This is a genomic window from Amycolatopsis sp. NPDC104587, assembly GCF_055583645.1.
This window is the reverse complement of the sequence record NZ_JBVJNO010000015.1, coordinates 48267-70039: the sequence shown is the minus strand read 5'-3', so window position 1 is coordinate 70039 and position 21773 is coordinate 48267. Positions and strand designations below refer to the sequence as shown.

Sequence of the window (21773 nt, the reverse complement as noted above, 5' to 3'; positions counted from 1 at the left end):
GGACAGCTCGGCTCAATACGGTCGATCACCGGGACCCACCTCCCCCGTGGGTGTCCAGTGAAGGAGCCGCAGATGCGTTCCAGAACCCCGAAAGCGCTCGCCCTGCTCGCCGCCGTCACGGTCCTGACCGGGCTCGGCGCGGGCACGGCCGCCGCCGCGCCGCTCACCCGTGGCTGGCCGGCCCCGATCGACGCAACGCACTGGGAGAACCAGGACCACATGACCTGGTCCGACTACAAGAAGGTGCCCGGCACGAACTGGGCCGACCCGAGCCTCAAGCCCACCCAGCGCACCTTCAAGGGCGCCGTTGTCCTCGCCGACTACCCGGACCAGGACTTCGTCGTCACGAAGCCGGCGAACTCGACGATCTTCGGCAACCCGGGCCCCGCCGCCGCGAACATCCCGCGGGCCGGCGTCGCGAAGTACTACCAGGACTTCCTCAACAAACCCGAGGCGCTCAACAACGGGCACACCATCAACGAGTACTGGATGGAGGACTCCGGCGGCCGGTTCGGCGTGCAGCTGACCGCGTTCGGGGCGTACCGGATGCCCGGGAAGTCCTACGAGTACGGCATGGAGTTCCAGCCGAGCGCCTGCCCGCCGAGCGCGAACTGCACCAGGGACATCCGCACCGACGCCAACGCGGCCTGGCGCGCCGACGTCGGGGACACCGCGAACCAGTTCGACTTCGTCTTCTACCTCTCCGCCGGCCAGGACGAGAGCTCGACCTGGCAGGAGTTCGGCGAGATGAAGTTCGGCGCCAAGGAGAACGTGCCCGACGCGTTCGGCCCGCCGAACCACGACCTGCCCAACTACGCGGCGACCCGTTATGTCCCGTGGACGTCGTGGGCGTCGGCCGCCAGCATCTGGCCGAACGCGCAGGACGGCAGCTCGGTGCAGGCCGAAAGCTCCGGCCAGTCGACCTACGCGCACGAGTTCAGCCACATCCTGGGCATCGGCGACAACTACAACAACCCGTTCGGGGTCCCGCCGTCCCGCAGCTACAGCGGGCCGTGGGACATGCTTTCGCGCGGCACGTTCAACGGGCCCGGCGGACCGCACACCCGCTGGCAGATCCCGGCGACGCAGGGCAGCTCGATGGGCGCCCAGCACCAGCTGCGCAACAAGCTGAAGCTCGGCATCGTCGACCCGGCGGACGTCCTGCAGCTCGACCGCGACGCGCTGGCGAAGACCGGCCCGGTCAGCGCGCGCCTGACCGCTCGGGAGACCGAAGCGCAGCCCGGCGCGTTCACCGGGCTGAACATCAAGCTCACCGGCGGGGACAAGGCGCCGAAGTGCGACCGCGCCAAGGACCCGTTCTGCGACGGCGGCGGGTACGACAACTACACCGTCGAGGTGGTCGACCGGATGGGCGCGGACTCCTTCGCGCCGGACTCCGGCGTCATGATCACCAAGACGAAGAACAAGGACAACGCGCCGTTCGACTGGGTGATCGACGCCAACCCGCAGGACATCGGCATCACCGACTACACCAAGCCGGACGGCACCCCGGTGAAGATCACCGTCGGGGACTACCGGCAGCTCAACGACGCCCTGTTCAAGGCGGGCACCGAGGCGGCGAGCCCGTACGAGTACACCGACCAGGCGAACCGGCTGCGGTTCCTGGTCACCGATCTCGCCCGGGACCGCCGCGGCATCCTGTCGTACACGGTCACGGTCGCCTCGCTGGACGGCGCGGGCAGCCAGGCGCGCGGCGCCGCGGTGACCCCGGCGCTGCCGGCGTTCACCCGCGACGGGCTCGCGACCTGCGACTTCGGGCTGCTCAACACGGGCTCGGCGCGCGGTGCGAAGGCGCCGTACGACACCGACACCTACCGGCTGAGCGTCTCGACGGACGCGAAGGGCTGGCAGGTGCGGCTGCCGAACGAGCTGGCGACGGCGAAGTTCGGCCAGTTCACGAAGGTGGCTGCTTTCGCGAAGCGCGGCGGCGGTGACCTGGCCGCCCGGGTGAAGCTGACGGCGACCTCGGTGAGCGACCCGTCGAAGACCGCGACGGCGAGCTGCACGGCGTTCGGCTTCTGACGCGTGCTCGTGGGTGGTGAGCGGGGCTGACGGCCTCCTCACCACCCACGAGGCTAGGCTCCTTGCCATGAGCGTGGTCTACGACTGCAGCAAGCGTGACTCCCGGGCCGACGGGCTGGCCGCGGCGGCGGGTGCGGTCCGGTCGAGCAGGCTGGTCGTCCTGCCGACCGACACGGTCTACGGCATCGGCGCCGACGCGTTCGACGCGGGCGCCGTCCAGGCGCTGCTGCGCGCGAAGAACCGCGGCCCGGACATGCCGGTCGGCGTGCTCGTCGGCTCCTGGTCCACTGTGGACGGACTGGTGCTCGGCGTGCCCCCGCAGGCGCGCGCGCTCATCGAGGCGTTCTGGCCGGGCGACCTGTCCATCGTGCTCCCGCACGCGCCGAGCCTGCAGTGGAACCTCGGCGACGCGCGCGGCACCGTGATGCTCCGGATGCCGCTGCACCCGGTGGCGCTGGAGCTGCTGCGCGACGTCGGCCCGATGGCCGTCTCGAGCGCGAACGTCTCCGGCCGGCCGCCGGCGAGCACCGCGCAGGAGGCGCAGGAACAGCTGGGCGACTCGGTCGCGGTGTACCTCGACGGCGGCTCCAGCGGCGAGGCCGTCGCATCGACCATTGTGGACCTCACCGGCGCCGAACCGGTGGTGCTGCGCGAGGGCGCCGTGGCCAAGGCAGCCGTGGCGGAGGTGCTCGGTGTGCCCGCGGAAACGTTGGCGTGAAGCCGGATCAGGCCGGGAACCGCGGCACGATAGCGTGTCGCGGGTGACCCCGACCCCGCGAGCGTGACGCCCCCGTGCCGCCCACATCCGGTCTGCTCCCCATCCGGGAATACATCCTCGTCGCGCTGACCGCGACGGCCGTGACCTACCTGCTCACCGGTCTCGTGCGCCGGCTCGCGATCCGCGTCGGCGCGATCGCCAACCCGCGGGCGCGCGACGTCCACGTCGCCCCGATCCCGCGGATGGGCGGGATCGGCATCTTCCTCGGCGTCGCCGGCGCGATGGGCCTGGCCCACCAGCTGCCCGCGCTGTCCCACGGCTTCGACGCCTCGTTCGACTCGGTCGGCGTGCTGCTCGCGGCCGGGGTCATCTCGCTGATCGGCGCGCTCGACGACCGGTTCGAGCTCGACGCGTGGACGAAGCTCGCCGGCCAGGTCATGTGCGCCGGGATCCTGGTCATCTTCGGCGTGCAGTGGGTGTCGTTCTGGGTGCCGTGGGGCGGGCAGGGCGACTCGTTCGGCTCGGTGCTGGTGCTGGACAAGAACCAGGGCGCGCTGCTCACCGTGCTGATGGTCGTGGTGATGGTCAACGCGATGAACTTCGTCGACGGCCTCGACGGGCTGGCCGGCGGCCTCGGGTTCATCGCGGCCGCGGCGACGTGCGCGTTCTCCCTCGGGCTGCTCGACAGCTCCGGCGGCGACGTCGGCACGTACCCGCCCGCGCTGATCGCGGCCACGCTCGCCGGGGCGTGTCTGGGCTTTCTGCCCTACAACTTCCAGCCGGCCAAGATATTCATGGGCGACTCCGGCTCGATGATGATCGGCCTGATGCTCGCGGGCGCGACGACGTCGGCGTCCGGGCGCGTGCCCTACCCGCAGTTCAGCGGCAAGGACGCGATCGCGCTGCTGTCCCCGCTGGTGGTCGTGGCGGCGGTGCTGTTCGTGCCGCTGCTGGACCTGATCATGGCGGTCGTCCGGCGCACCCGCCGCGGCGAAAGCCCGTTCGCGGCGGACAAGATGCACCTGCACCACCGGCTGCTGGAGATCGGGCACTCCCAGCGCCGCGCGGTGCTCCTGATCTACTTGTGGGCCGGGATCCTCGCGTTCGGCGCGGTGTCGGTGACGCTCTTCGACGACGCCGCGGCGCTGTGGATCATCGGCGCCGGGCTGGTGTTCGCGGTGGTGGTTTCGGTCATCCCGCGGCTGCGCTCGCGCCACCAGCCCGGCGCCTGATCCGCCGGGTTCTCTACACTCGGGTGTCGAACCGAGCAGGGAGCCAGTCGTGAGCGAGACCGAAACGCAGGAGAACCCCCACGCCAAGCCCGTGGTGGAGGCGGCCCGCGCGATGACGAAGGCTTCGCTGGTGGCGACCGTGCCCGCGGTGGTGGTCTGCATCGTCCTCTTCAGCATCCTCAACGGCCTGCACGGCTTCCTCGGCTCGCTGGTCGGCGCCGTGCTGGCGATGCTCGCGTCGCTTTCGACGCTGGGCATGATGCGCTTCAGCGCGGGCCTCGACCCGATGTTCGTCATGGTCATCGCGCTGAGCGGGTACGTCGTGAAGGTCATCGTGCTCTTCGGTGCGTTGACGCTGTTGAAGGGCGTAACCGCCCTGCACCCGCTGTCGCTCGGGATCACCATGATCGTCGCCATCCTGGTGGCCGCCGGGGCCGAGTTCGCGGCCTTCCGCAGGACCAAGATCCCGACGATCATCCCCTCCTGACCACAGCCGGGTCCCCTCACGCAGGGTGAGGCGGCCTGCCGCCGCCCGAGTGTGACCGGGACCACCTCCGTGCGCTTTCGCGCGCCCCTCCGGGACCCCTTCGAAGGGCTCGCCTGCGGCGTGGGAGACGGGGTCCCGCCCGGGTCCGGACCTGGGTCCCGGGACCACCCGGGACCTAAGTCCTGGGCTGATCGGTTGGTATGGAGTACGCCTGTACGGCACTGATTGACCTGCTGGTATGGTCCGCGTCAAGGGTGGCGGCCTCGGCCGCACGCTCCCTAAGACGAACCGCGATCAGCAGTGTGGCGACCGTGTAGTTCCGCCTCTTCCGCCGCTGGTCCGAAGTAGACCGCAGGGCAGTGTTCACGCGAGACAACCCCGTGTGCAGAACGTGAAGCCGTGTTCATCGCACAGTGGGGCAGCCGCCTCCGGCGTCCCGATACGTATCGGGTACGTTAAGTCCAGATCGTGACGATTCCCCCGGCGGAGTGAACGCCGGCCGGGAGAACCGGAAGGAGCCCAGTGGGCGCGCTGGTACTGGCCGAGGGAGCGGTGTTCGCACCGCCCGGAGCCGAAAGCTTCATCTTGCCGCCGATCTTCGGCTCGGTCACCAAGCCGATGCTGCTGGTCGTGCTTTCGGTCGTGATCATCGCGACGTACTTCCTGCTGGCGACCCGCAAGCTGCAGGTTGTGCCGGGCAAGGGGCAGTTCGTTGCCGAGTCCATCTACGACTTCAGCCGCAACAACATCGCGCGCGAACAGATCGGCAGCAAGGACTTCAAGCGGTTCGTCCCTGTCATCTTCGCGCTGTTCACCTTCATCCTGGTGAACAACCTGTACGGCGTCATCCCCGTGCTGCAGTTCCCGACCATGGCGCGCTTCGGTTTCCCGGTCGCGCTGTCGGTCCTCGTGGTCTACCCCGTGTATCACTTCGTCGGGATCAAGAAGCACGGCCTGGGTGGGTACCTCAAGAAGGAGCTCGCGCCACCCGGAGTTCCGCCGATGGTGCTTCCGCTGTTCGCACTGATCGAGTTCGCGGAGAAGTTCTTCCTCAACCCGCTGACGCTCGCCATCCGTGTTTTCGCGGCGATGTTCGCCGGTCACCTGATCCTCGCCGTGTTCACCCTGGGCGGCACCTTCCTGCTGACGGAGACGTCCGGCTGGGCCCTGAAGCCGGTTTCGCTGGTGGCGTGGATCTTCGCCATCGGACTGACCTTCCTCGAGGCCTTCATCCAGGTGCTGCAGGCCTACATCTTCGCCCTGCTGTCGGCCGGGTACATCGGCGCCGCGCTGGCGTCGGAGCACTGAGAACACAAGCCCCCGATCCACGCGAGCGCGTGGACCGAAGTGAAGGGAAATGCACGTGAGCAACATCGTTCTGGCCCAGCAGGCCGCCGAGGCCGTCAACCTGAACAAGGGTCTCGCCGCCATCGGCTACGGCCTCGGCGCCATCGGCCCGGGCATCGGTGTGGGTCTGATCTTCGCCGCCGTCATCAACGGCACCGCGCGTCAGCCGGAGGCGCAGAGCAAGCTCCAGGGCATCGGTTACGCGACCTTCGTGCTGACCGAGGTGCTCGCCCTGATCGGTATCGTCATCTACTTCATCGCCTCCGCCTGAGCCCGTCCAGCTCGCCGCTTAAGGAGACGTTGTCGTGACGAACGAACTGGTTCTGGCATCGGAAACACCGTTGCCGATCGTGCCGGACATTTCCGAGCTCATTCTCGGCATCGTCGCCTTCCTGATCCTGCTGTTCATTCTCAAGAAGTACGTCGTCCCTCGTTTCGAGAAGGCGTACGAAGAGCGTGCGCAGAAGATCGAGGGAGGCATCGAGAAGGCCGAGAAGGCCCAGGCCGAAGCCGAAGAGGCGCTGGCCAAGTACCGGGCGCAGCTCAACGACGCCCGGTCCGAAGCCGCGAAGATCCGCGACGACGCCCGGCTCGAAGCCGAGCAGATCAAGGCGGAGCTGCGGGCCGAGGCCGAGGCCGAGTCCCAGCGGATCGTCGCCCAGGGCCAGGCCGCGCTGCAGGCCCAGAAGGCGCAGATCATCGCCGAGCTGCGGGCCGACATGGGCCGCAACGCCGTGGAGCTGGCCAGCCGCATCGTCGGTGAGTCGCTCGAAGACGAGGCGCGCCGTCGTGGCACCGTCGACCGGTTCCTCGCGGAGCTGGACACCGCCGGTGCTGCTGGTGGGGCGGGGAAGTAGACCGGAATGACGCTGCATGCTGCGAGCCGTGAAGCGCTCGGCCTCGCCGAGGAACGCCTCGGCGAGGTTCTGGCCGACGCGGGAGCCGACGCGGCCACGGTCGGCGACGAGCTGCTCTCGGTCGTCGACCTGCTGGACCGTGAGATCGGCCTGCGCCGGGCCGTGAGCGACGCCTCGACCACGCCGGAGGCGCGCACCGGGCTGGTGCGCCGGCTGTTCGACGGCAAGCTCTCGGAACCGGCGCTGAAGGTGCTCGACGCCGTGGCGGGCAGCCGCTGGTCCAGCCCCCGCGAGCTGACCGACGGGCTCGAGTCGCTCGGCCGCTCGGCGCTGCTGACCGCGGCCGAGAAGACCGGGAACGTCGACACCGTCGAGGCCCAGCTGTTCCAGGTCGCGCGGATCGTGGCCGGCGCCCCGGAGCTGGAGACGGCGCTCTCCGACCTGGCCGGCCCCGCCGACGCAAAGCGCACCCTGGTGCGCGGGCTGTTCGCCGACAAGGTGGACGTCGTCACCGAAACCCTCGTCGAGCAGGTCGTGCGCCGGGCCAAGGGCCGCGGCGTCGGCGTCGGGCTCGACAAGCTGGTCAAGCTGGCCGCGGAACGCCGTGAACGCTCGGTCGCGTACGTGACCAGCGCGAACGCTCTGTCCGACGAGCAGACCGCCCAGCTGGGCGCGAAGCTCAACGACATCTACGGGCGGCAGATCGCGCTGCACGTCGAGGTCGACCCGCGGCTCGGCGGCGGGCTCGTCGTCCGCGTGGGCGACGAGGTCATCGACGGGAGCGCGGCGGGTCAGCTGGCGGCCCTGCGCAGGCGGCTGGCCCGGGCATAGCCCCGGGTCACACAAGACTTTGCATACTGGCAAGAACGAAGCGAGAGCGGGAAAGACATGGCCGAGCTGACGATCTCCTCGGATGAGATCCGTAGCGCGATCGAGAACTACGTCTCGAGTTACGCCCCGGACGTGAGCCGGGAAGAAGTTGGCGTCGTGGTCGACGCGGGTGACGGCATCGCCCACGTCGAAGGCCTCCCCTCGGCCATGGCCAACGAGCTGCTCGAGTTCCCCGGCGGCGTCCTGGGCGTCGCACTGAACCTGGACGCGCGCTCCATCGGCGCCGCGATCCTCGGCGACTTCGAGAGCGTCGAAGAAGGCCAGCAGGTCAAGCGCACCGGCCAGGTCCTGTCGGTGCCGGTCGGCGACGGCTACCTCGGCCGCGTCGTCAACCCGCTGGGCGCCCCGATCGACGGTCTCGGCGACATCGAGACCACCGACCGCCGCCCGCTGGAGGTCAAGGCCGCTTCGGTGGTCGAGCGCCAGCCGGTGTCGGAGCCGCTGCAGACCGGCATCACCGCGATCGACGCGATGACCCCGATCGGCCGCGGCCAGCGCCAGCTGATCATCGGTGACCGCAAGACGGGCAAGACCGCCGTTGCCGTGGACACGATCATCAACCAGAAGGCCAACTGGGAGACCGGCGACCCGCAGAAGCAGGTCCGCTGCATCTACGTCGCGATCGGCCAGAAGGGCTCCACGATCGCGGCCGTGAAGAAGTCCCTCGAGGACTCCGGCGCGATGGAGTACACCACCATCGTCGCGGCGCCCGCGTCCGACTCCGCCGGCTTCAAGTGGATCGCGCCGTACACCGGCTCGGCCATCGGCCAGCACTGGATGTTCGAGGGCAAGCACGTCCTCATCGTGTTCGACGACCTGACCAAGCAGGCCGACGCGTACCGCGCGATCTCGCTGCTGCTGCGCCGCCCGCCGGGCCGCGAGGCCTTCCCCGGCGACGTCTTCTACTTGCACTCCCGTCTCCTCGAGCGGTGCGCGAAGCTCTCGGACGAGCTGGGCGCCGGTTCGCTGACCGGGCTGCCGATCATCGAGACGAAGGCCAACGACGTGTCGGCCTACATCCCGACGAACGTCATCTCGATCACCGACGGCCAGTGCTTCTTCCAGTCGGACCTGTTCAACGCCGGTCAGCGCCCGGCCATCGACGTGGGCATCTCGGTGTCCCGCGTGGGTGGCGCCGCGCAGGTCAAGGCGATGAAGTCGGTTTCCGGCTCGCTCCGCATCGACCTGTCGCAGTACCGCGAGCTGGAGGCGTTCGCCGCCTTCGCCTCGGACCTCGACGACGCGTCGAAGGCGCAGCTCGAGCGTGGTGCCCGCCTGTACGAGGTGCTCAAGCAGCCGCAGTACTCGCCGATCCCGGTCGAGGAGCAGGTCTGCACGGTGTGGCTGGGCACGAACGGCCACTACGACTCGGTCCCGACCGAGGACGTGCGCCGCTTCAACCACGAGTTCCTCGACTCGGCGCGCCGCAAGCACGACGACGTCCTCGGCGCGATCCGCGACTCGGGCAAGTTCGAGGACTCGACCGCCGAGAAGCTGGTCGCCGCGGTGAACGAGTTCAAGAAGGAGTTCACCACCTCCGAGGGCAAGCAGCTCGAGGAGAACGCGGACGCCATGGAATCCGACAAGGTCGGGCAGGAGACCGTCAAGGTCAACAAGCCCGCCCCGAAGAAGTGAGCTGGTAGCTCATGGCCGCACAACTCCGGGAACTCCGGTCGCGCATCAAGGCGACCAAGTCGATCGGCAAGATCACCAAGGCGATGGAGCTCATCGCCACCGCGCGCATCACCAAGGCGCGGGCGCGGGTCGCCGCTTCCCGGCCGTACGCGGACGAGATCACCAAGGTGCTCTCGGCGCTGGCCGGCGCGGCCACCACGCTCGACCACCCCATGCTGGTCGAGCGCCCGAACCCGAAGCGGGCCGCCGTCCTGGTCGTGACCAGTGACAAGGGCCAGTGCGGTGGGTACAACTCCAACGTGCTGCGCGCTACCGAAGAGCTGCTCGCCCTCCTCCGTTCGGAGGGCAAGGAGCCCGAGGTCTACGTCACCGGCAACAAGGGGCTGAACTACTACCGGTTCCGGGGCCGCGAGGTCGTAGACGGCTGGACGGGCTTCTCCGACCAGCCGGGCTACGCGAACGCGGTCGCGGCCGGCGACGCCCTGGTCGAGTCCTTCATGCGGGGCGTCGACGACGAGCACGGCAACGCCGACGGCATCACCGGTGTCGACGAGATCCACATCGTCTACACCGAGTTCGTGTCGATGCTGACCCAGCGGCCGACGGCCAAGCGCGTCGCGCCGCTCGAGGTCGAGTACTCCGAAGGCGAAGAGGAGAAGCCCGCCGGGCTGCTCCCCAGCTACGAGTTCGAGCCGAGTGCCGACAAGCTGCTGGACGCGCTCCTGCCGAAGTACATCAACACGCGGCTCTACGCGGCCTTCCTCGAGTCGGCCGCGTCCGAGCTGGCCGCGCGCCGCACGGCGATGAAGGCCGCCTCGGACAACGCGAACGAGCTGGTGGGCAACCTGACGCGGGAGATGAACCAGGCCCGCCAGGCGCAGATCACCCAGGAGATCTCCGAAATCGTCGGTGGCGCGAACGCGCTCACCGCAGCAGGAAGTGATGATTGATGACCAGTACTGAAGCCCCGCGCGCCAAGGGGCGCATCGTCTCGGTGACCGGGCCGGTCGTCGACGTCGAGTTCCCGCGCGGTTCCGTTCCCGACCAGTTCAACGCGCTCAAGGTCGAAATCGAGTTCGAGCAGCTGCGCAAGACCGTGACGCTCGAGGTCGCCTCCCACCTGGGTGACAACCTCGTCCGCACGATTTCGCTGCAGCCGCAGGACGGCCTGGTCCGCGGCGCCGAGGTCACCGACACCGGCAAGCCGATCACCGTGCCGGTGGGCGACAAGGTCAAGGGCCACGTCTACAACGCGCTCGGCGAGTGCCTCGACGAGCCCGGCTACGGCGACGACCTCGAGCGCTGGGGCATCCACCGCAACCCGCCGTCCTTCGACCAGCTCGAAGGCAAGACGGAGATGCTGGAGACCGGCCTGAAGGTCGTCGACCTGCTCACCCCGTACGTCCAGGGTGGCAAGATCGGCCTCTTCGGCGGTGCCGGCGTGGGCAAGACGGTGCTCATCAAGGAGATGATCACCCGTGTCGCCCGGAACTTCGGTGGCACCTCGGTGTTCGCCGGGGTCGGCGAGCGCACCCGTGAGGGCAACGACCTCTTCCTGGAGATGAGCGAAGACGGCGTCATCAACGACACCGCCCTCGTGTTCGGCCAGATGGACGAGCCGCCGGGCACGCGCATGCGCGTCGCCCTGTCCGCGCTGACCATGGCGGAGTACTTCCGCGATGTGCAGAACCAGGACGTGCTGCTCTTCATCGACAACATCTTCCGGTTCACCCAGGCCGGCTCCGAGGTGTCGACCCTGCTGGGCCGCATGCCTTCGGCCGTGGGTTACCAGCCGACGCTGGCCGACGAGATGGGCCAGCTGCAGGAGCGGATCACCTCGACCCGGGGCCGGTCGATCACCTCGATGCAGGCGATCTACGTCCCCGCGGACGACTACACCGACCCCGCGCCGGCCGCGACGTTCGCCCACCTGGACGCCACCACCGAGCTTTCGCGTGGTGTCTTCCAGAAGGGCATCTTCCCGGCGGTGGACCCGCTGGCGTCGACGTCGACGATCCTCGACCCGGCGATCGTCGGTGAGGACCACTACCGCGTGGCCTCCGAGGTCATCCGGATCCTGCAGAAGTACAAGGAGCTGCAGGACATCATCGCGATCCTCGGTATGGACGAGCTCTCGGAAGAGGACAAGCTCACCGTCCAGCGGGCCCGCCGGATCGAGCGGTTCCTGTCGCAGAACATGCTGGTCGCCGAGGCGTTCACGCAGATCCCGGGCTCGACGGTGCCGCTTTCGGAGACCATCGAGTCGTTCGACCGCATCTCCAAGGGTGACTTCGACCACTACCCGGAGCAGGCGTTCCTGGGCATCGGTGGCCTCGAGGACCTGGAGAAGAAGTACAAGGAAATCACCAAGAAGTGATTTCGTGAGCTCGGCGGGGGCAGTGTCCTATGTGGACTCGGGCCCCCGCCGTTCTCATACCGGGATACAGACCTATTACACTCGGTGGTAACACCCCGAGCGAAGGAGTGCTACGTGGCCGAGATGTCCGTGGAGCTGGTGGCTGTCGAGCGCCGTCTCTGGTCGGGTACCGCCACTTTTGTGGTGGCCCAGACCACCGAGGGTGAGATCGGCATCATGGCCGGCCACGAACCCGTGCTCGGGCAGCTCGTCGAGGGTGGTGTGGTCAAGGTGACGACCACGGACGGTGAGACGGTCTGCGCCGCGGTGCACGGCGGGTTCCTCTCCGTGACCGGCACCGGGGTGAGCATCCTCGCCGAGAGCGCCGAGCTGTCCGACGAGATCGACGTCAGCGCGGCGAAGGCGGCCCTGAACGCCGATGACGAGACCGAGCGGACGAGGGCCACCGCCCAGCTCCGCGCGGCAGGTCAGTCGGCCTGAGCGGGAGACGGGCAGGAGCCGGGCCGTGACGATCACCGTGGTGGTAACCGGGCTCCTGATCGTGCTCGTCGTGCTGGTCGGGTGGTACGGCCAGCGCTGGATCCGGATGCGCCGGGGCGGGGGCGTGAGCGTCGCGCTGCGGTGGCGTCCGGACAACGCGCGCGCGGGCTGGCACCTGGGGCTGGGCCGCTACGAGGGGGACGAGTTCGTCTGGTACCGCGTGTGGAGCCTGCGGACCGGCCCGGACCGCGTCTTCCAGCGTGAAAGCATGCAGATCGCCGATCGGCGCGACCCCTCCGGCAGTGAGGCCTACGCCGTCCCCGAGGGGGCGACCGTGCTGCGCTGCGAGTCCGAGACCCAGGAGGCGATCGAGATCGCCATGGGCCCGGGCGCGCTGACCGGCTTCCTGTCGTGGCTCGAGTCCGCCCCGCCCGGGCGACGTCTTCCCCGGGCTTCCTGACCCGCTGTCTCACTGTGCTGTCTCAAACCGAGACAGCCACGGCCGCGGTTTTGGCCTACGGTTGAGGCCATGATCTTCATCGTGGTCAAGTTCCCGGTCAAACCGGAGCACGCGGAAGCCTGGCCGGACATCGTCGCGGACTACACCAAGAACACCCGCGGCGAAGCGGGCAACCGGTTCTTCGAGTGGTCGCGCAGCCTCGAGGACAAGAACACGTACGTGCTGGTCGAGGGCTTCGAAGGCCAGGATGCCGCCGTCGCGCACGTCGGCTCCGAGCACTTCAAGTGGGCGGTCGCGAACCTGGGCGCCTACATCAGCGACCACCCGCAGATCATCAACGTCCAGGACGCCTCCGACTGGGGCCCGATGGCGGAGATCCAGCCCCACTAAACTGGGGTCCGTGACCCTCGTCGAGATCCCCGGCTCCAAGTCCGTCACCGCCCGCGGCCTGTTCCTGGCCGCCGCCGCGCACGGCACCACGACCCTCGGCCGTCCGCTGCATTCGGACGACACCGAGGGCTTCGCCGAGGGGCTCGTCAAGCTCGGTTACCGCGTCGACCGGCAGCCGGGCGCGTGGACGATCGAAGGCCGTCCGTCGGGTCCCGGTGTCGCTTCGGCCGACGTCTTCTGCCGCGACGGCGCCACGACGGCCCGGTTCCTGCCCGCGCTGGCCGCGGCCGGCACCGGGACGTTCCACTTCGACGCGTCCGACCAGATGCGCCGCCGCCCGCTCGGCCCGCTGACCGACGCGCTGCAGGAGCTCGGCGTCGACCTGACCTTCGAAGGCGAGCCCGGGCACCACCCGCTGACTGTGCGCGCGAACGGCGTCAAAGGCGGTTCACTGACCCTCGACGCAGGCTTGTCGTCGCAGTTCCTGACCGCGTTGCTGCTGCTCGGGCCGCTGACCGCGGAGGGGCTGCGGATCACGGTGACGGACCTGGTGTCGGTGCCGTACGTCGAGATCACGCTGGAGATGATGCGCCGCTTCGGGGTCGACGTCCGGCGTGAGGGCAAGACGTTCGTCGTGCCGCCTGCGCCGTACCAGGCGTGCGAGTACCCGGTGGAGCCCGACGCGTCGACGGCCAGCTACTTCCTGGCCGCGGCGGCGGTCACCGGCCGCACGGTGACCATCCCGGGGCTGGGTTCGGCCGCGCTGCAGGGCGACGTTCGCTTCGTCGACGTCCTGCGCCAGATGGGCGCGCACGTGTCGCTGGAGCCGGATTCGGTGACGGTCGCGGGTCCGTCCGACGGCCTGCGCGGCGTCACGGTGAACATGCGCGACATCTCCGACACGGTCCCGACCCTGGCCGCGATCGCGCCGTTCGCTTCGGGCCCGGTGCGCATCGAGGACGTCTACAACACGCGGATCAAGGAGTGCGACCGCCTGGACGCGTGCGAGGAGAACCTGCGCGCGCTCGACATCCAGGTCGAGACGGGCCGCGACTGGATCGAGATCCAGCCCGGCACGCCCACCGGAGCCCTGGTCAAGTGCCGCCGCGACCACCGGATCGCGATGGCGTTCAGCATCACCGGCCTGCGGACGCCCGGCATCACCCTGGACGACCCGGACTGCGTGAAGAAGACCTTCCCCGGCTTCCACCAGGCGCTGGGGTCGCTGCGGGCGAGCTGGGGGATCTAGGGCTGCCCGCCCGGCGCCCACAGCACGTCACCCTCGGGGTTCGCCAGCCGCGCGAGGATGAACAGCAGGTCCGAGAGCCGGTTCAGGTACTTCACCGCGACCGGGTTCGTCGTCTCCGGCTCGGCCTCGTACAGCGCCCACGCGCTCCGCTCCGCCCGGCGCGACACCGTGCGCGCCTGGTGCAGGAACGCCGCACCCGGCGTGCCCCCGGGCAGGATGAACGACGTCAGCTTCGGCAGGCGGTCGTTGAACTCGTCGCACCAGCCCTCGAGCCGCTCGACGTACTTCTCCGTGATGCGCAGCGGCGGGTACGGCGGGTCGTCGGAGATCGGGAGGCACAGGTCCGCGCCGACGTCGAAAAGATCGTTCTGCACCGTGCGCAGGACATCCTTGACCTCGTCCGGCAGCGCGCCCAGCGCGACGGCCAGGCCGATGACCGAGTTCGCCTCGTCGGTGTCGGCGTAGGCGCCCAGGCGCGGGGACGTCTTCGGCACGCGGGACCCGTCGCCGAGCGCGGTCGTGCCGCTGTCGCCGACCTTCGTGTAGACCCGGTTGATGCGAACGACCATGAACCCACCATAGCGGCCCCCGCCCGGGCCGAATCCGGGCGAGAGGGCATGATTGGCGGCCATGAGCGAGCACTTCGACGTGCATGGCGGAGCCCGGCTGGTCGGCGAGGTCGACGTGGTCGGCGCGAAGAACAGCGTGCTGAAGCTGATGGCCGCGGCCCTGCTGGCCGAGGGCACCACGACCATCACGAACTGCCCGCAGATCCTCGACGTCCCGCTGATGGGCGACGTGCTGCGGAGCGTCGGCTGTGAGGTCGTCATCGAAGGCGACACGGCCACCATCACGACGCCGGCCGAGCTGTCGCACCGCGCGGACTCGGCCGCGATGGGCAAGCTGCGCGCGTCCGTCTGCGTGCTGGGCCCGCTGGTCGGCCGGCTGAAGCAGGCCGTCGTGGCGCTGCCGGGCGGCGACGCGATCGGCTCGCGGCCGCTGGACATGCACCAGAACGGCCTGCGCAAGCTGGGCGCGACGAGCACGATCGAGCACGGCTGCGTCGTCGCGAAGGCCGAGACGCTGGTCGGCGCGCAGATCTGGCTCGACTTCCCGAGCGTCGGCGCGACCGAGAACATCCTGATGGCGGCTGTGCTCGCCGAGGGCACCACGGTCATCGACAACTGCGCGCGCGAGCCCGAGATCGTCGACATCTGCACGATGCTCGTCGAGATGGGTGCGAAGGTCGAGGGCGCCGGGACCTCGACGCTGACCGTGCACGGCGTGGAGCAGCTGCACCCGACCACCCACAGCGTCATCGGCGACCGGATCGTCGGCGCGACCTGGGCGTTCGCCGCCTCGATGAGCCGCGGTGACATCACCGTGCGCGGGGTCAACCCGCACCACCTCGACCTGGTGCTGAGCAAGCTCCAGCTGGCCGGCGCGGACGTCGAGACGTTCGGCGACAAGGGCTTCCGCGTGGTCCAGCCGGAGCGCCCGAAGGCCGTCGACTGGGTGACGCTGCCGTACCCGGGCTTCGCGACCGACCTCCAGCCGTTCGCGGTGGCGCTCTCGGCGGTGTCCGAGGGCACGTCGATGATCACGGAGAACGTCTACGAGGCGCGGTTCCGCTTCATCGAGGAGATGATCCGCCTCTCCGGCGACGCCCGCACCGACGGCCACCACGCGGTGGTCCGCGGCGTCGAGCGGCTCTCCAGCGCGCCGGTCTGGGCGTCCGACATCCGCGCGGGCGCGGGGCTGGTCCTGGCCGGCCTGTGCGCGGACGGCGTCACCGAGGTCTGGGACGTCTTCCACATCGATCGCGGCTACCCGCACTTCGTCGAGAACCTCAACCGCCTGGGCGCGAACATCAAGCGCGTGAGCGGCGAACCCGACCGCAAGTAGTCACGCACCAGGTATCGTAAACTTCGGTAAACCGCGGACAGGGGGTTGCGATGACGGCGCTGCCCGACTGGATGGTGCTTCCGCCCGAAGGCCTGTCGGTCGACGGATACGAAGCTTTGCCCGAAGAGGTCTGCCGTGTCATCGAGATCGTCGATGGAGCGATTGTCGTGAATCCGGCCCCGCGCCGTCCGCATCAGAAGATCATCCGCCGGATGTCCTATGCGCTTGAAGAGGCATGCGGAGCTGGTCTGGCCGTCGAGTTCGACGTTGACCTTCGGCTCCGGGACGTGCCGCTGCTCAATCGGCGGCCGGACCTCGTCGTCTATGACGCGTCGCTGAATGCGGATGCTGTCCTGCGGCCGGATCACTGTTCCCTGGTGATCGAAGTCATGTCACCGGGGTCGATCACAGCCGACCAGACGGATAAACCCGCGGAGTACGCGGCCGCACGGATTCCCCGCTTCTGGCGGGTGGAGAACGAGACGGACGACGTCCGCGGGCTCACGGTTTTCTGCTACCGGCTCGACCCGACGACCGGCGTTTACACCTCTTCGGGCGCACACAAGGGGAAACTGGCCGTTTCGGATCCCTTCGACTTCGCGATGGACCTCGCCGACCTGCTTTGAGCGTCAGGCGTCCCGCGCGCCCAGCGCGCGCAGGGCGTAGGTCACCAACCGGTCGAGGTAGTCCGGTTCCGCCGGGGCCAGGCGGACCACCAGGCGCCAGTAGATCGGCGCCGCAAGGGCGTCGAGCGCCAGCTCCATGTCCAGGTCCGCCGCCAGCTCGCCGCGGGCGATCGCACGGCGCAGCATCGCCTCGCCGACCTCGCGGCGGGGGCCGCCGATCGCCTCGCGCAGGCCGGCGCCGCGGTCCGGGTTGCGGGCGTCCTCCGCGACCAGGTCCGGCAGGATCCGCGAGAACAGCGGGTGCGTCAACCAGTCGATCAGGGCCTGCATCGTTTCGCGCAGGTCCCCACGCAGCGAGCCCGTGTCGACCTCCGGCGCGCGGGTCACGCTGAACTCCGTCACGACGGAGGCGATCATGTGGTCCTTCGACACCCACCGCCGGTACAGCGCGCTCTTGCCGACGCCGGCGCGTTTCGCCACGGCTTCCATCGACAGCCGCCCGTAGCCCTGCTCGGCGAGTTCCCACATGACGGCGTCGGCGATCGCCTGCGTGACCTCGGGCTGGAGGACCGCGGCGCCGGTCGGGGTGCGTGCCATGAGCGCAGTGTAGCGGGTGGACGGAACGGTACCGTCCCGTCTACAGTGACGTCGGGACGGTACCGTCTCGTCCAAACGTCGAAGGAGACTGCGATGCAGCCGCGAGACCTCGTTCGGCAGGCCCTCGACCTGCTCCTCGAGCACAACATGACCGGGTTTGCGAACCTCTGGGCCGCCGACGGCGTGCTCGAGTTCCCGTTCGCCGCGCCGGGCTACCCGCAGCGCGTCGAGGGTCGCGACGCGATCCGCGAGTACCTGCGCGACTACCCGAACCTGCTCGACGTCCGAGAGCTCACCGCGCAGACCGTGCACGAGACCGCGAACCCGGCCGTGGTCGTCGTGGAGATGACGGTCGCGGGGGTGGTCGTCGCGTCGCAGAAGCCGTACGAGCTGTCCTACATCGCGGTGATCACCGTCGCGGACGGCGAGATCCGCCACTACCGCGACTACTGGAGCCCGCTCGCCGCGGCCGAGCTGCTCGGTGGCGTCGACGAGCTGACGGCGGCCTTCAGTGGCTGACGTCCTCGTCCTCGGCGGCACCGGCACCACCGGTCGCCGGGTCGTCGCGGGCCTGCGTGAGGTCGGCGTCACGGTGCGCGCCGCGACGCGCAAGCCGGACGAGCCCGGGCAGGTCCGGTTCGACTGGACCGACCGCGCGACCCACGCCGACGCGCTGCGCGACGTCTCCGCGGTGTACCTGCTGCCGCCGATCGGCGAGGCTTCACCGGCGAAGCTCGTGGCGCCGTTCCTGGACGACGCTCTGACGGCGGGCGTCCGGCGGGTCGTGCTGCTCAGCTCGTCGGCCGTCACGGTGGACACACCCGGGCTCGGCGACCTGCAGCGGCTGGTGCGCGCGGCGCCGGAGTGGGCCGTGCTGCGGCCGTCCTGGTTCATGCAGAACTTCACCGGCGAGCACCTCGTCGCGCGGGGCGTGCGGGACGGCGAGATCGTCACCGCCACCGGCGACGCCCGGATCGCGTTCGTCGACGCCGGCGACATCGCCGCGGTCGCCGTCCGCGCGCTGACCGACGCCGAACCGCACAACACCGAACACGTGCTGACCGGTCCGTCGGCGGTGAGCTACGCCGAAGCGGCCGCGATCATCACCGCGCGCACCGGACGTCCGGTGCGTCACCGTGCGGTCAGCACTGCCGAGTTCGCCGCCCTGGTCGCGGCGTCCGGGATCCCCGGAGAGTTCGCCACTGTTCTCGCCGCGCTCGACGAAGACATCCGGCGCGGCGCCGAAGACCGCGTCACCCCGGCCGTCGAAGCGGTCACCGGCCGGCCCGCCCGCCCGTTCGAAACCTTTGTGGAGGAAGAAGTCCGATGAAGCAGCTCATGTTCGAAGAGGACCCGCAGTTCTGGTTCGAAACCCTGCGCCTGTTCGGCCACGCGGCCTACGGCGGCTCGGACTTCGGCGAGGTGCTCGCCGCCGCGTCGACCGTGACGCCCGGCGACTACGACAGCTGGCACGACGCCTACCGCGGGCTCGCCGACCGGCTGTACACCGAAGCCGCCAATGCCGGCCCGGTCACCGCGCGCGACCTGCTGCTGCGCGCGTCGACCTACTACTTCTCGGCGGAGTTCTTCCTGCACGGCGACCCGTCGGATCCGCGGATCGCGGCGGCGTACGACCGCAGTGTCGAGTGCTTCCGGCGCGCGGAGGTCGCCGAGCCGGTCGAAATCCCTTACGAGGGAACGGTTCTGCGCGGGTACTTCTACCGCGCGCCGGGCTCCGGGCCGAAGCCGGTGCTGCTGATGCACAGCGGCTTCGACGGCAGCGCCGAGGAATGCCACTTCATGGGCGCGGGAGCGGGCGCGGAACGCGGTTACCACGTGCTGACGTTCGACGGCCCCGGCCAGCCGAGCGCGATCCGGCACGACAAGCTCGTGTTCCGGCCGGACTGGGAGCACGTCGTGACCCCGGTGGTGGACTTCGTGCTCGGGCTCGAGGACGTCGACCCGGCGCGGATCGCGCTGCTGGGCATCAGTCTCGGCGGTGAGCTGGCTCCGCGCGCGGCGGCGTTCGAATCCCGGCTGGCGGCGGTCGTCGCCGTCGACGGCGTGTACGACGCGGGATCCGCGGTGACGCAGATGCTGCCGTGGCCGCGGGAGGAGATCGTCCGCCGGGCTTCCGCGCCGGAGGACGAAGAGTTCGACGCGATCCTCGCGGCCGGCCGCGAGGATCGCGCGACCCTGCGCTGGGCGTGCGACCACGGCCGTTACGTCCTGGGCGCGGCGACGGACCGTGAGTTCATCGCGAAATACCTCGAGTACACATTGGAAGACGGGATCGCGGAGCAGATCACGGCCCCGACGCTGGTCTGCGAGGCGGCGGACGACCTGTTCTTCGGCGGTGAGCAGGAGACCGAGCCGCGCCGGCTGTACGCGCACCTGAACGCGCCGAAGACGCTGATGACGTTCACAGCGGAGGAGGGCGCGGACGCCCACTGTCACGTCGGCGCCCAGCGGCTCGCGGCCGGCCGGGTCTACGACTGGCTGGACAAGACGCTCTAGCTTTCGACCGCGAGCGCGGCCCCGAAGCCGAGTAGCGCGGTGCCGGTGACGCCGTCGAGGGTGCGGCGGACCCGGCGCCGCAGCAGCCACGCCCGGATCCGGTGCACTCCGGCGACGATGACGAGCTGCCAGAGCGTCGCGAGCACCCCGACCGTGGCGGCGAGCAGCAGCGACTCGGCGATCGTGGACTCCGGCGTCAGGAACTGCGGCAGCATCGAGAGGTAGAAGACGAGGACCTTCGGGTTGGTGAGGTTGCAGAGAAAACCTTCCCGCCAGCGCCGGCCGCTGCTCGGCTTCGGCCGTGACAGCGCGCTGTAGTCGCCGCGCCACGCGGCGATCAGGGCTTTGACGCCGAGGTAGCCGAGGTACGCGGCGCCGGCCCAGCGCAGGGTTTCGAAAACGGGCTCGGACCGCACGATGACGGCGCCGAGGCCGAGCGCCGCGGCCGCACCTTGGACGAGGTTCCCGGACCCGATGCCGACCGCGGTCAGCACCCCGCCCCGCCGCCCGCCGGCGAGCGAGTTCTTGAGCACCAGTGCGGTGTCCGGCCCCGGCACGACCAGGACGAGCAGAACGAAGAGCACGTAGGTGCCGTAACTTCCCCAGGTCATCAGCCCAGGTTAGGACGGGACGACGCCGAGCCGGCCGAATCCCGGAATGTGGCATCGCCGCACGACGCGGCGCTTGGTCAGCCTTCGAGGGCCAGCGCCGCGCCGAATCCCATCAGCGCCATGCCCGTCGCGCCGTCCATCGCGCGGCGGACCCGGCGGCGCTGCAGCCAGCCGCGGACGCGGTGCACGAACAACAACAGCAGCACCTGCCACACCACGCCCAGCGCCGCGACCGTGTACGCCAGCAGCAGCGAATCACCGAAAGCCGACGCCGGGGTGAGGAACTGGGGCAGCACCGACAGGTACAGCACGATCACCTTGGGGTTGGTGATGTTGGACAGGAACCCCTCGCGGAAGCGCCGGCTCCGGGAAGCCCGGGCGCGGCGGACGTCGTCCAGCGCTTCGTAGTCACCTCGCCAAGCGCCGCGCAGGGCCTGGATGCCCAAGAACACCAGGTACGCCGCGCCCAGCCACTTCACCGTTTCGAACACCGGCTGGTAGCGCGTGATCACCGCGCCCAGCCCGAGCGCGGCCGCTGTGCCCTGCAGGAAGTTCGCGACGCTGATGCCGGCGCACGCCCAGCCGCCGCCGCGGGCGCCGCCGGTCAGGGCGTTCTTCAGGACGATCATCGTGTCCGGGCCCGGCATCATCGCCAGGAACGCCATCATCCCGGCGAAAGCCGCGTAGGTGCTCCACGTCATCAGGACTCCAGGGCGAGGGCGGCGCCGAACCCGAGCAGCGCGGTGCCGGTGACGCCGTCCAGCGTACGGCGCACGCGCCGCCGGCCCAGCCACGTGCGGACGCGGTGCACGAACACCAGGAGCACCAGCAGCCACAGCATGCCCAGCGCCGCGACCGTGTACGCCAGCAGGAGCGAGTCGCCGAACGTCGAGGCGGGAGTGAGGAACTGGGGCAGCACCGAGAGGTACAGCACCAGCACCTTCGGGTTGGTGATGTTGGAGAGCAGCCCTTCGCGGAACCGCCGGAACCCACCGCCGCGCCGCCGCTGGGCCTGCTCGACGACGTCGTAGTTCCCGCGGAACGCACCGCGCAACGCCTGGATGCCGAGGAAGACGAGGTACGCCGCGCCGATCCACTTGAGCGCGAGGAACACCGGCTGCGACTTCGCGATGAGGACGCCCAGCCCGAGCGCCGCGGCGCTGCCCTGCACGGCGTTGCCGGTGAAGATGCCGAGCGAAGCGAGCAGGCCGCCGCGGAAACCGCCGGAAAGCGCGTTCTTCAGCATAACCATCGTGTCGGGCCCCGGCGCGAGCACGATCAGGATGACGATGACCAGGTAACTGCCGTACGAACTCCACGTCACGGCTGCCCACGCTAACCGACCGGTATC

At 69.6% G+C, this 21773-nt stretch carries 25 protein-coding genes; 20 read left to right on the top strand and 5 right to left on the bottom strand.

The window, feature by feature from the left end; translation table 11 throughout:
* The first annotated feature begins 72 nt into the window (after window positions 1-72).
* The 15 genes from ACZ61C_RS37705 to aroA all read left to right on the top strand — a co-directional run bounded on the left by ACZ61C_RS37705 (window position 73) and on the right by aroA (window position 14166).
* Complete coding sequence (locus tag ACZ61C_RS37705) at window positions 73-2043, top strand: M6 family metalloprotease domain-containing protein (protein WP_465312697.1); 1971 nt, start codon at window positions 73-75, stop codon at window positions 2041-2043.
* Window positions 2044-2110: 67 nt separating this feature from the next.
* The gene (locus tag ACZ61C_RS37700; RefSeq protein WP_465312696.1) at window positions 2111-2761 is read left to right on the top strand and encodes an L-threonylcarbamoyladenylate synthase; all 651 of its coding nucleotides are present in this window, start codon (window positions 2111-2113) and stop codon (window positions 2759-2761) included.
* Window positions 2762-2835: 74 nt separating this feature from the next.
* On the top strand, window positions 2836-3993 hold the full coding sequence (locus ACZ61C_RS37695; RefSeq protein ID WP_465312695.1) for a glycosyltransferase family 4 protein: 1158 nt from the start codon (window positions 2836-2838) through the stop codon (window positions 3991-3993).
* Between the two features lie 49 nt (window positions 3994-4042).
* Window positions 4043-4480 carry a hypothetical protein gene (locus ACZ61C_RS37690; protein WP_465312694.1) on the top strand — a complete coding sequence of 146 codons (438 nt, stop codon included), beginning with the start codon at window positions 4043-4045 and terminating at the stop codon, window positions 4478-4480.
* A gap of 522 nt (window positions 4481-5002) precedes the next feature.
* Window positions 5003-5788 carry a F0F1 ATP synthase subunit A gene (atpB, locus tag ACZ61C_RS37685; protein WP_465312693.1) on the top strand — a complete coding sequence of 262 codons (786 nt, stop codon included), beginning with the start codon at window positions 5003-5005 and terminating at the stop codon, window positions 5786-5788.
* A gap of 55 nt (window positions 5789-5843) precedes the next feature.
* Window positions 5844-6098 carry an ATP synthase subunit c family protein gene (locus ACZ61C_RS37680; protein ID WP_465312692.1) on the top strand — a complete coding sequence of 85 codons (255 nt, stop codon included), beginning with the start codon at window positions 5844-5846 and terminating at the stop codon, window positions 6096-6098.
* Window positions 6099-6132: 34 nt separating this feature from the next.
* Window positions 6133-6684, top strand: a complete 552-nt coding sequence (locus tag ACZ61C_RS37675; protein ID WP_465312691.1) for a F0F1 ATP synthase subunit B — start codon at window positions 6133-6135, stop codon at window positions 6682-6684.
* 6 nt (window positions 6685-6690) lie between these two features.
* Window positions 6691-7515 (top strand): F0F1 ATP synthase subunit delta, encoded by an 825-nt coding sequence (locus ACZ61C_RS37670; RefSeq protein ID WP_465312690.1) that lies wholly within the window; start codon window positions 6691-6693, stop codon window positions 7513-7515.
* Between the two features lie 57 nt (window positions 7516-7572).
* Window positions 7573-9210, top strand: coding sequence for a F0F1 ATP synthase subunit alpha (gene atpA, locus ACZ61C_RS37665; protein ID WP_465312689.1), 1638 nt, complete (start codon window positions 7573-7575; stop codon window positions 9208-9210).
* An 11-nt stretch (window positions 9211-9221) separates the two neighbouring features.
* A complete protein-coding gene (locus ACZ61C_RS37660; protein WP_465312688.1) occupies window positions 9222-10160 on the top strand; it encodes a F0F1 ATP synthase subunit gamma in 939 nt (312 codons plus the stop codon).
* Entirely contained in the window at window positions 10160-11587 is a 1428-nt protein-coding gene (gene atpD, locus ACZ61C_RS37655) for a F0F1 ATP synthase subunit beta (RefSeq protein ID WP_285476233.1), read from the top strand. Before ACZ61C_RS37660 ends, atpD begins: the two co-directional genes overlap by 1 nt.
* A 114-nt stretch (window positions 11588-11701) precedes the next feature.
* Complete coding sequence (locus ACZ61C_RS37650; protein WP_465312687.1) at window positions 11702-12067, top strand: F0F1 ATP synthase subunit epsilon; 366 nt, start codon at window positions 11702-11704, stop codon at window positions 12065-12067.
* Between the two features lie 25 nt (window positions 12068-12092).
* On the top strand, window positions 12093-12527 hold the full coding sequence (locus ACZ61C_RS37645; protein WP_465312686.1) for a DUF2550 domain-containing protein: 435 nt from the start codon (window positions 12093-12095) through the stop codon (window positions 12525-12527).
* A 69-nt stretch (window positions 12528-12596) separates the two neighbouring features.
* Window positions 12597-12917 (top strand): putative quinol monooxygenase, encoded by a 321-nt coding sequence (locus ACZ61C_RS37640; protein ID WP_465312685.1) that lies wholly within the window; start codon window positions 12597-12599, stop codon window positions 12915-12917.
* 10 nt (window positions 12918-12927) lie between these two features.
* Entirely contained in the window at window positions 12928-14166 is a 1239-nt protein-coding gene (gene aroA / locus ACZ61C_RS37635) for a 3-phosphoshikimate 1-carboxyvinyltransferase (protein WP_465312684.1), read from the top strand.
* Here the strand turns inward: aroA and ACZ61C_RS37630 are convergent.
* Window positions 14163-14735 carry a cob(I)yrinic acid a,c-diamide adenosyltransferase gene (locus ACZ61C_RS37630; RefSeq protein WP_465312683.1) on the bottom strand — a complete coding sequence of 191 codons (573 nt, stop codon included), beginning with the start codon at window positions 14733-14735 and terminating at the stop codon, window positions 14163-14165. The genes aroA and ACZ61C_RS37630 overlap by 4 nt on opposite strands.
* Window positions 14736-14796: 61 nt before the next feature.
* On the opposite strand from ACZ61C_RS37630, the gene murA reads away from it, so the two are divergent.
* Window positions 14797-16071 carry a UDP-N-acetylglucosamine 1-carboxyvinyltransferase gene (gene murA, locus ACZ61C_RS37625; RefSeq protein WP_465312682.1) on the top strand — a complete coding sequence of 425 codons (1275 nt, stop codon included), beginning with the start codon at window positions 14797-14799 and terminating at the stop codon, window positions 16069-16071.
* Between the two features lie 50 nt (window positions 16072-16121).
* Window positions 16122-16697 (top strand): Uma2 family endonuclease, encoded by a 576-nt coding sequence (locus tag ACZ61C_RS37620; protein ID WP_465312681.1) that lies wholly within the window; start codon window positions 16122-16124, stop codon window positions 16695-16697.
* A gap of 3 nt (window positions 16698-16700) precedes the next feature.
* Here ACZ61C_RS37620 and ACZ61C_RS37615 read toward each other — a convergent pair whose 3' ends face one another.
* Window positions 16701-17294 (bottom strand): TetR/AcrR family transcriptional regulator, encoded by a 594-nt coding sequence (locus ACZ61C_RS37615; protein WP_465312680.1) that lies wholly within the window; start codon window positions 17292-17294, stop codon window positions 16701-16703.
* Between the two features lie 93 nt (window positions 17295-17387).
* Between ACZ61C_RS37615 and ACZ61C_RS37610 the strand changes: the two genes are divergently transcribed.
* Genes ACZ61C_RS37610 through ACZ61C_RS37600 form a run of 3 tightly spaced genes read left to right on the top strand, consistent with a single transcriptional unit; the run spans window position 17388 to window position 19811 of the window.
* On the top strand, window positions 17388-17813 hold the full coding sequence (locus ACZ61C_RS37610) for a nuclear transport factor 2 family protein (protein ID WP_465312679.1): 426 nt from the start codon (window positions 17388-17390) through the stop codon (window positions 17811-17813).
* On the top strand, window positions 17806-18624 hold the full coding sequence (locus ACZ61C_RS37605; RefSeq protein ID WP_465312678.1) for an NAD(P)H-binding protein: 819 nt from the start codon (window positions 17806-17808) through the stop codon (window positions 18622-18624). Before ACZ61C_RS37610 ends, ACZ61C_RS37605 begins: the two co-directional genes overlap by 8 nt.
* Window positions 18621-19811, top strand: coding sequence for an alpha/beta hydrolase family protein (locus tag ACZ61C_RS37600; RefSeq protein WP_465312677.1), 1191 nt, complete (start codon window positions 18621-18623; stop codon window positions 19809-19811). Before ACZ61C_RS37605 ends, ACZ61C_RS37600 begins: the two co-directional genes overlap by 4 nt.
* Here the strand turns inward: ACZ61C_RS37600 and ACZ61C_RS37595 are convergent.
* From ACZ61C_RS37595 to ACZ61C_RS37585, 3 genes are all read right to left on the bottom strand, one after another.
* Window positions 19808-20422 (bottom strand): LysE family translocator, encoded by a 615-nt coding sequence (locus ACZ61C_RS37595; protein WP_465312676.1) that lies wholly within the window; start codon window positions 20420-20422, stop codon window positions 19808-19810. The genes ACZ61C_RS37600 and ACZ61C_RS37595 overlap by 4 nt on opposite strands.
* A 77-nt stretch (window positions 20423-20499) precedes the next feature.
* Window positions 20500-21123 (bottom strand): LysE family translocator, encoded by a 624-nt coding sequence (locus ACZ61C_RS37590; protein ID WP_465312675.1) that lies wholly within the window; start codon window positions 21121-21123, stop codon window positions 20500-20502.
* Entirely contained in the window at window positions 21123-21746 is a 624-nt protein-coding gene (locus ACZ61C_RS37585; protein ID WP_465312674.1) for a LysE family translocator, read from the bottom strand. The genes ACZ61C_RS37590 and ACZ61C_RS37585 overlap by 1 nt, the downstream gene beginning before the upstream one ends.
* Between the last annotated feature and the right edge of the window lie 27 nt (window positions 21747-21773).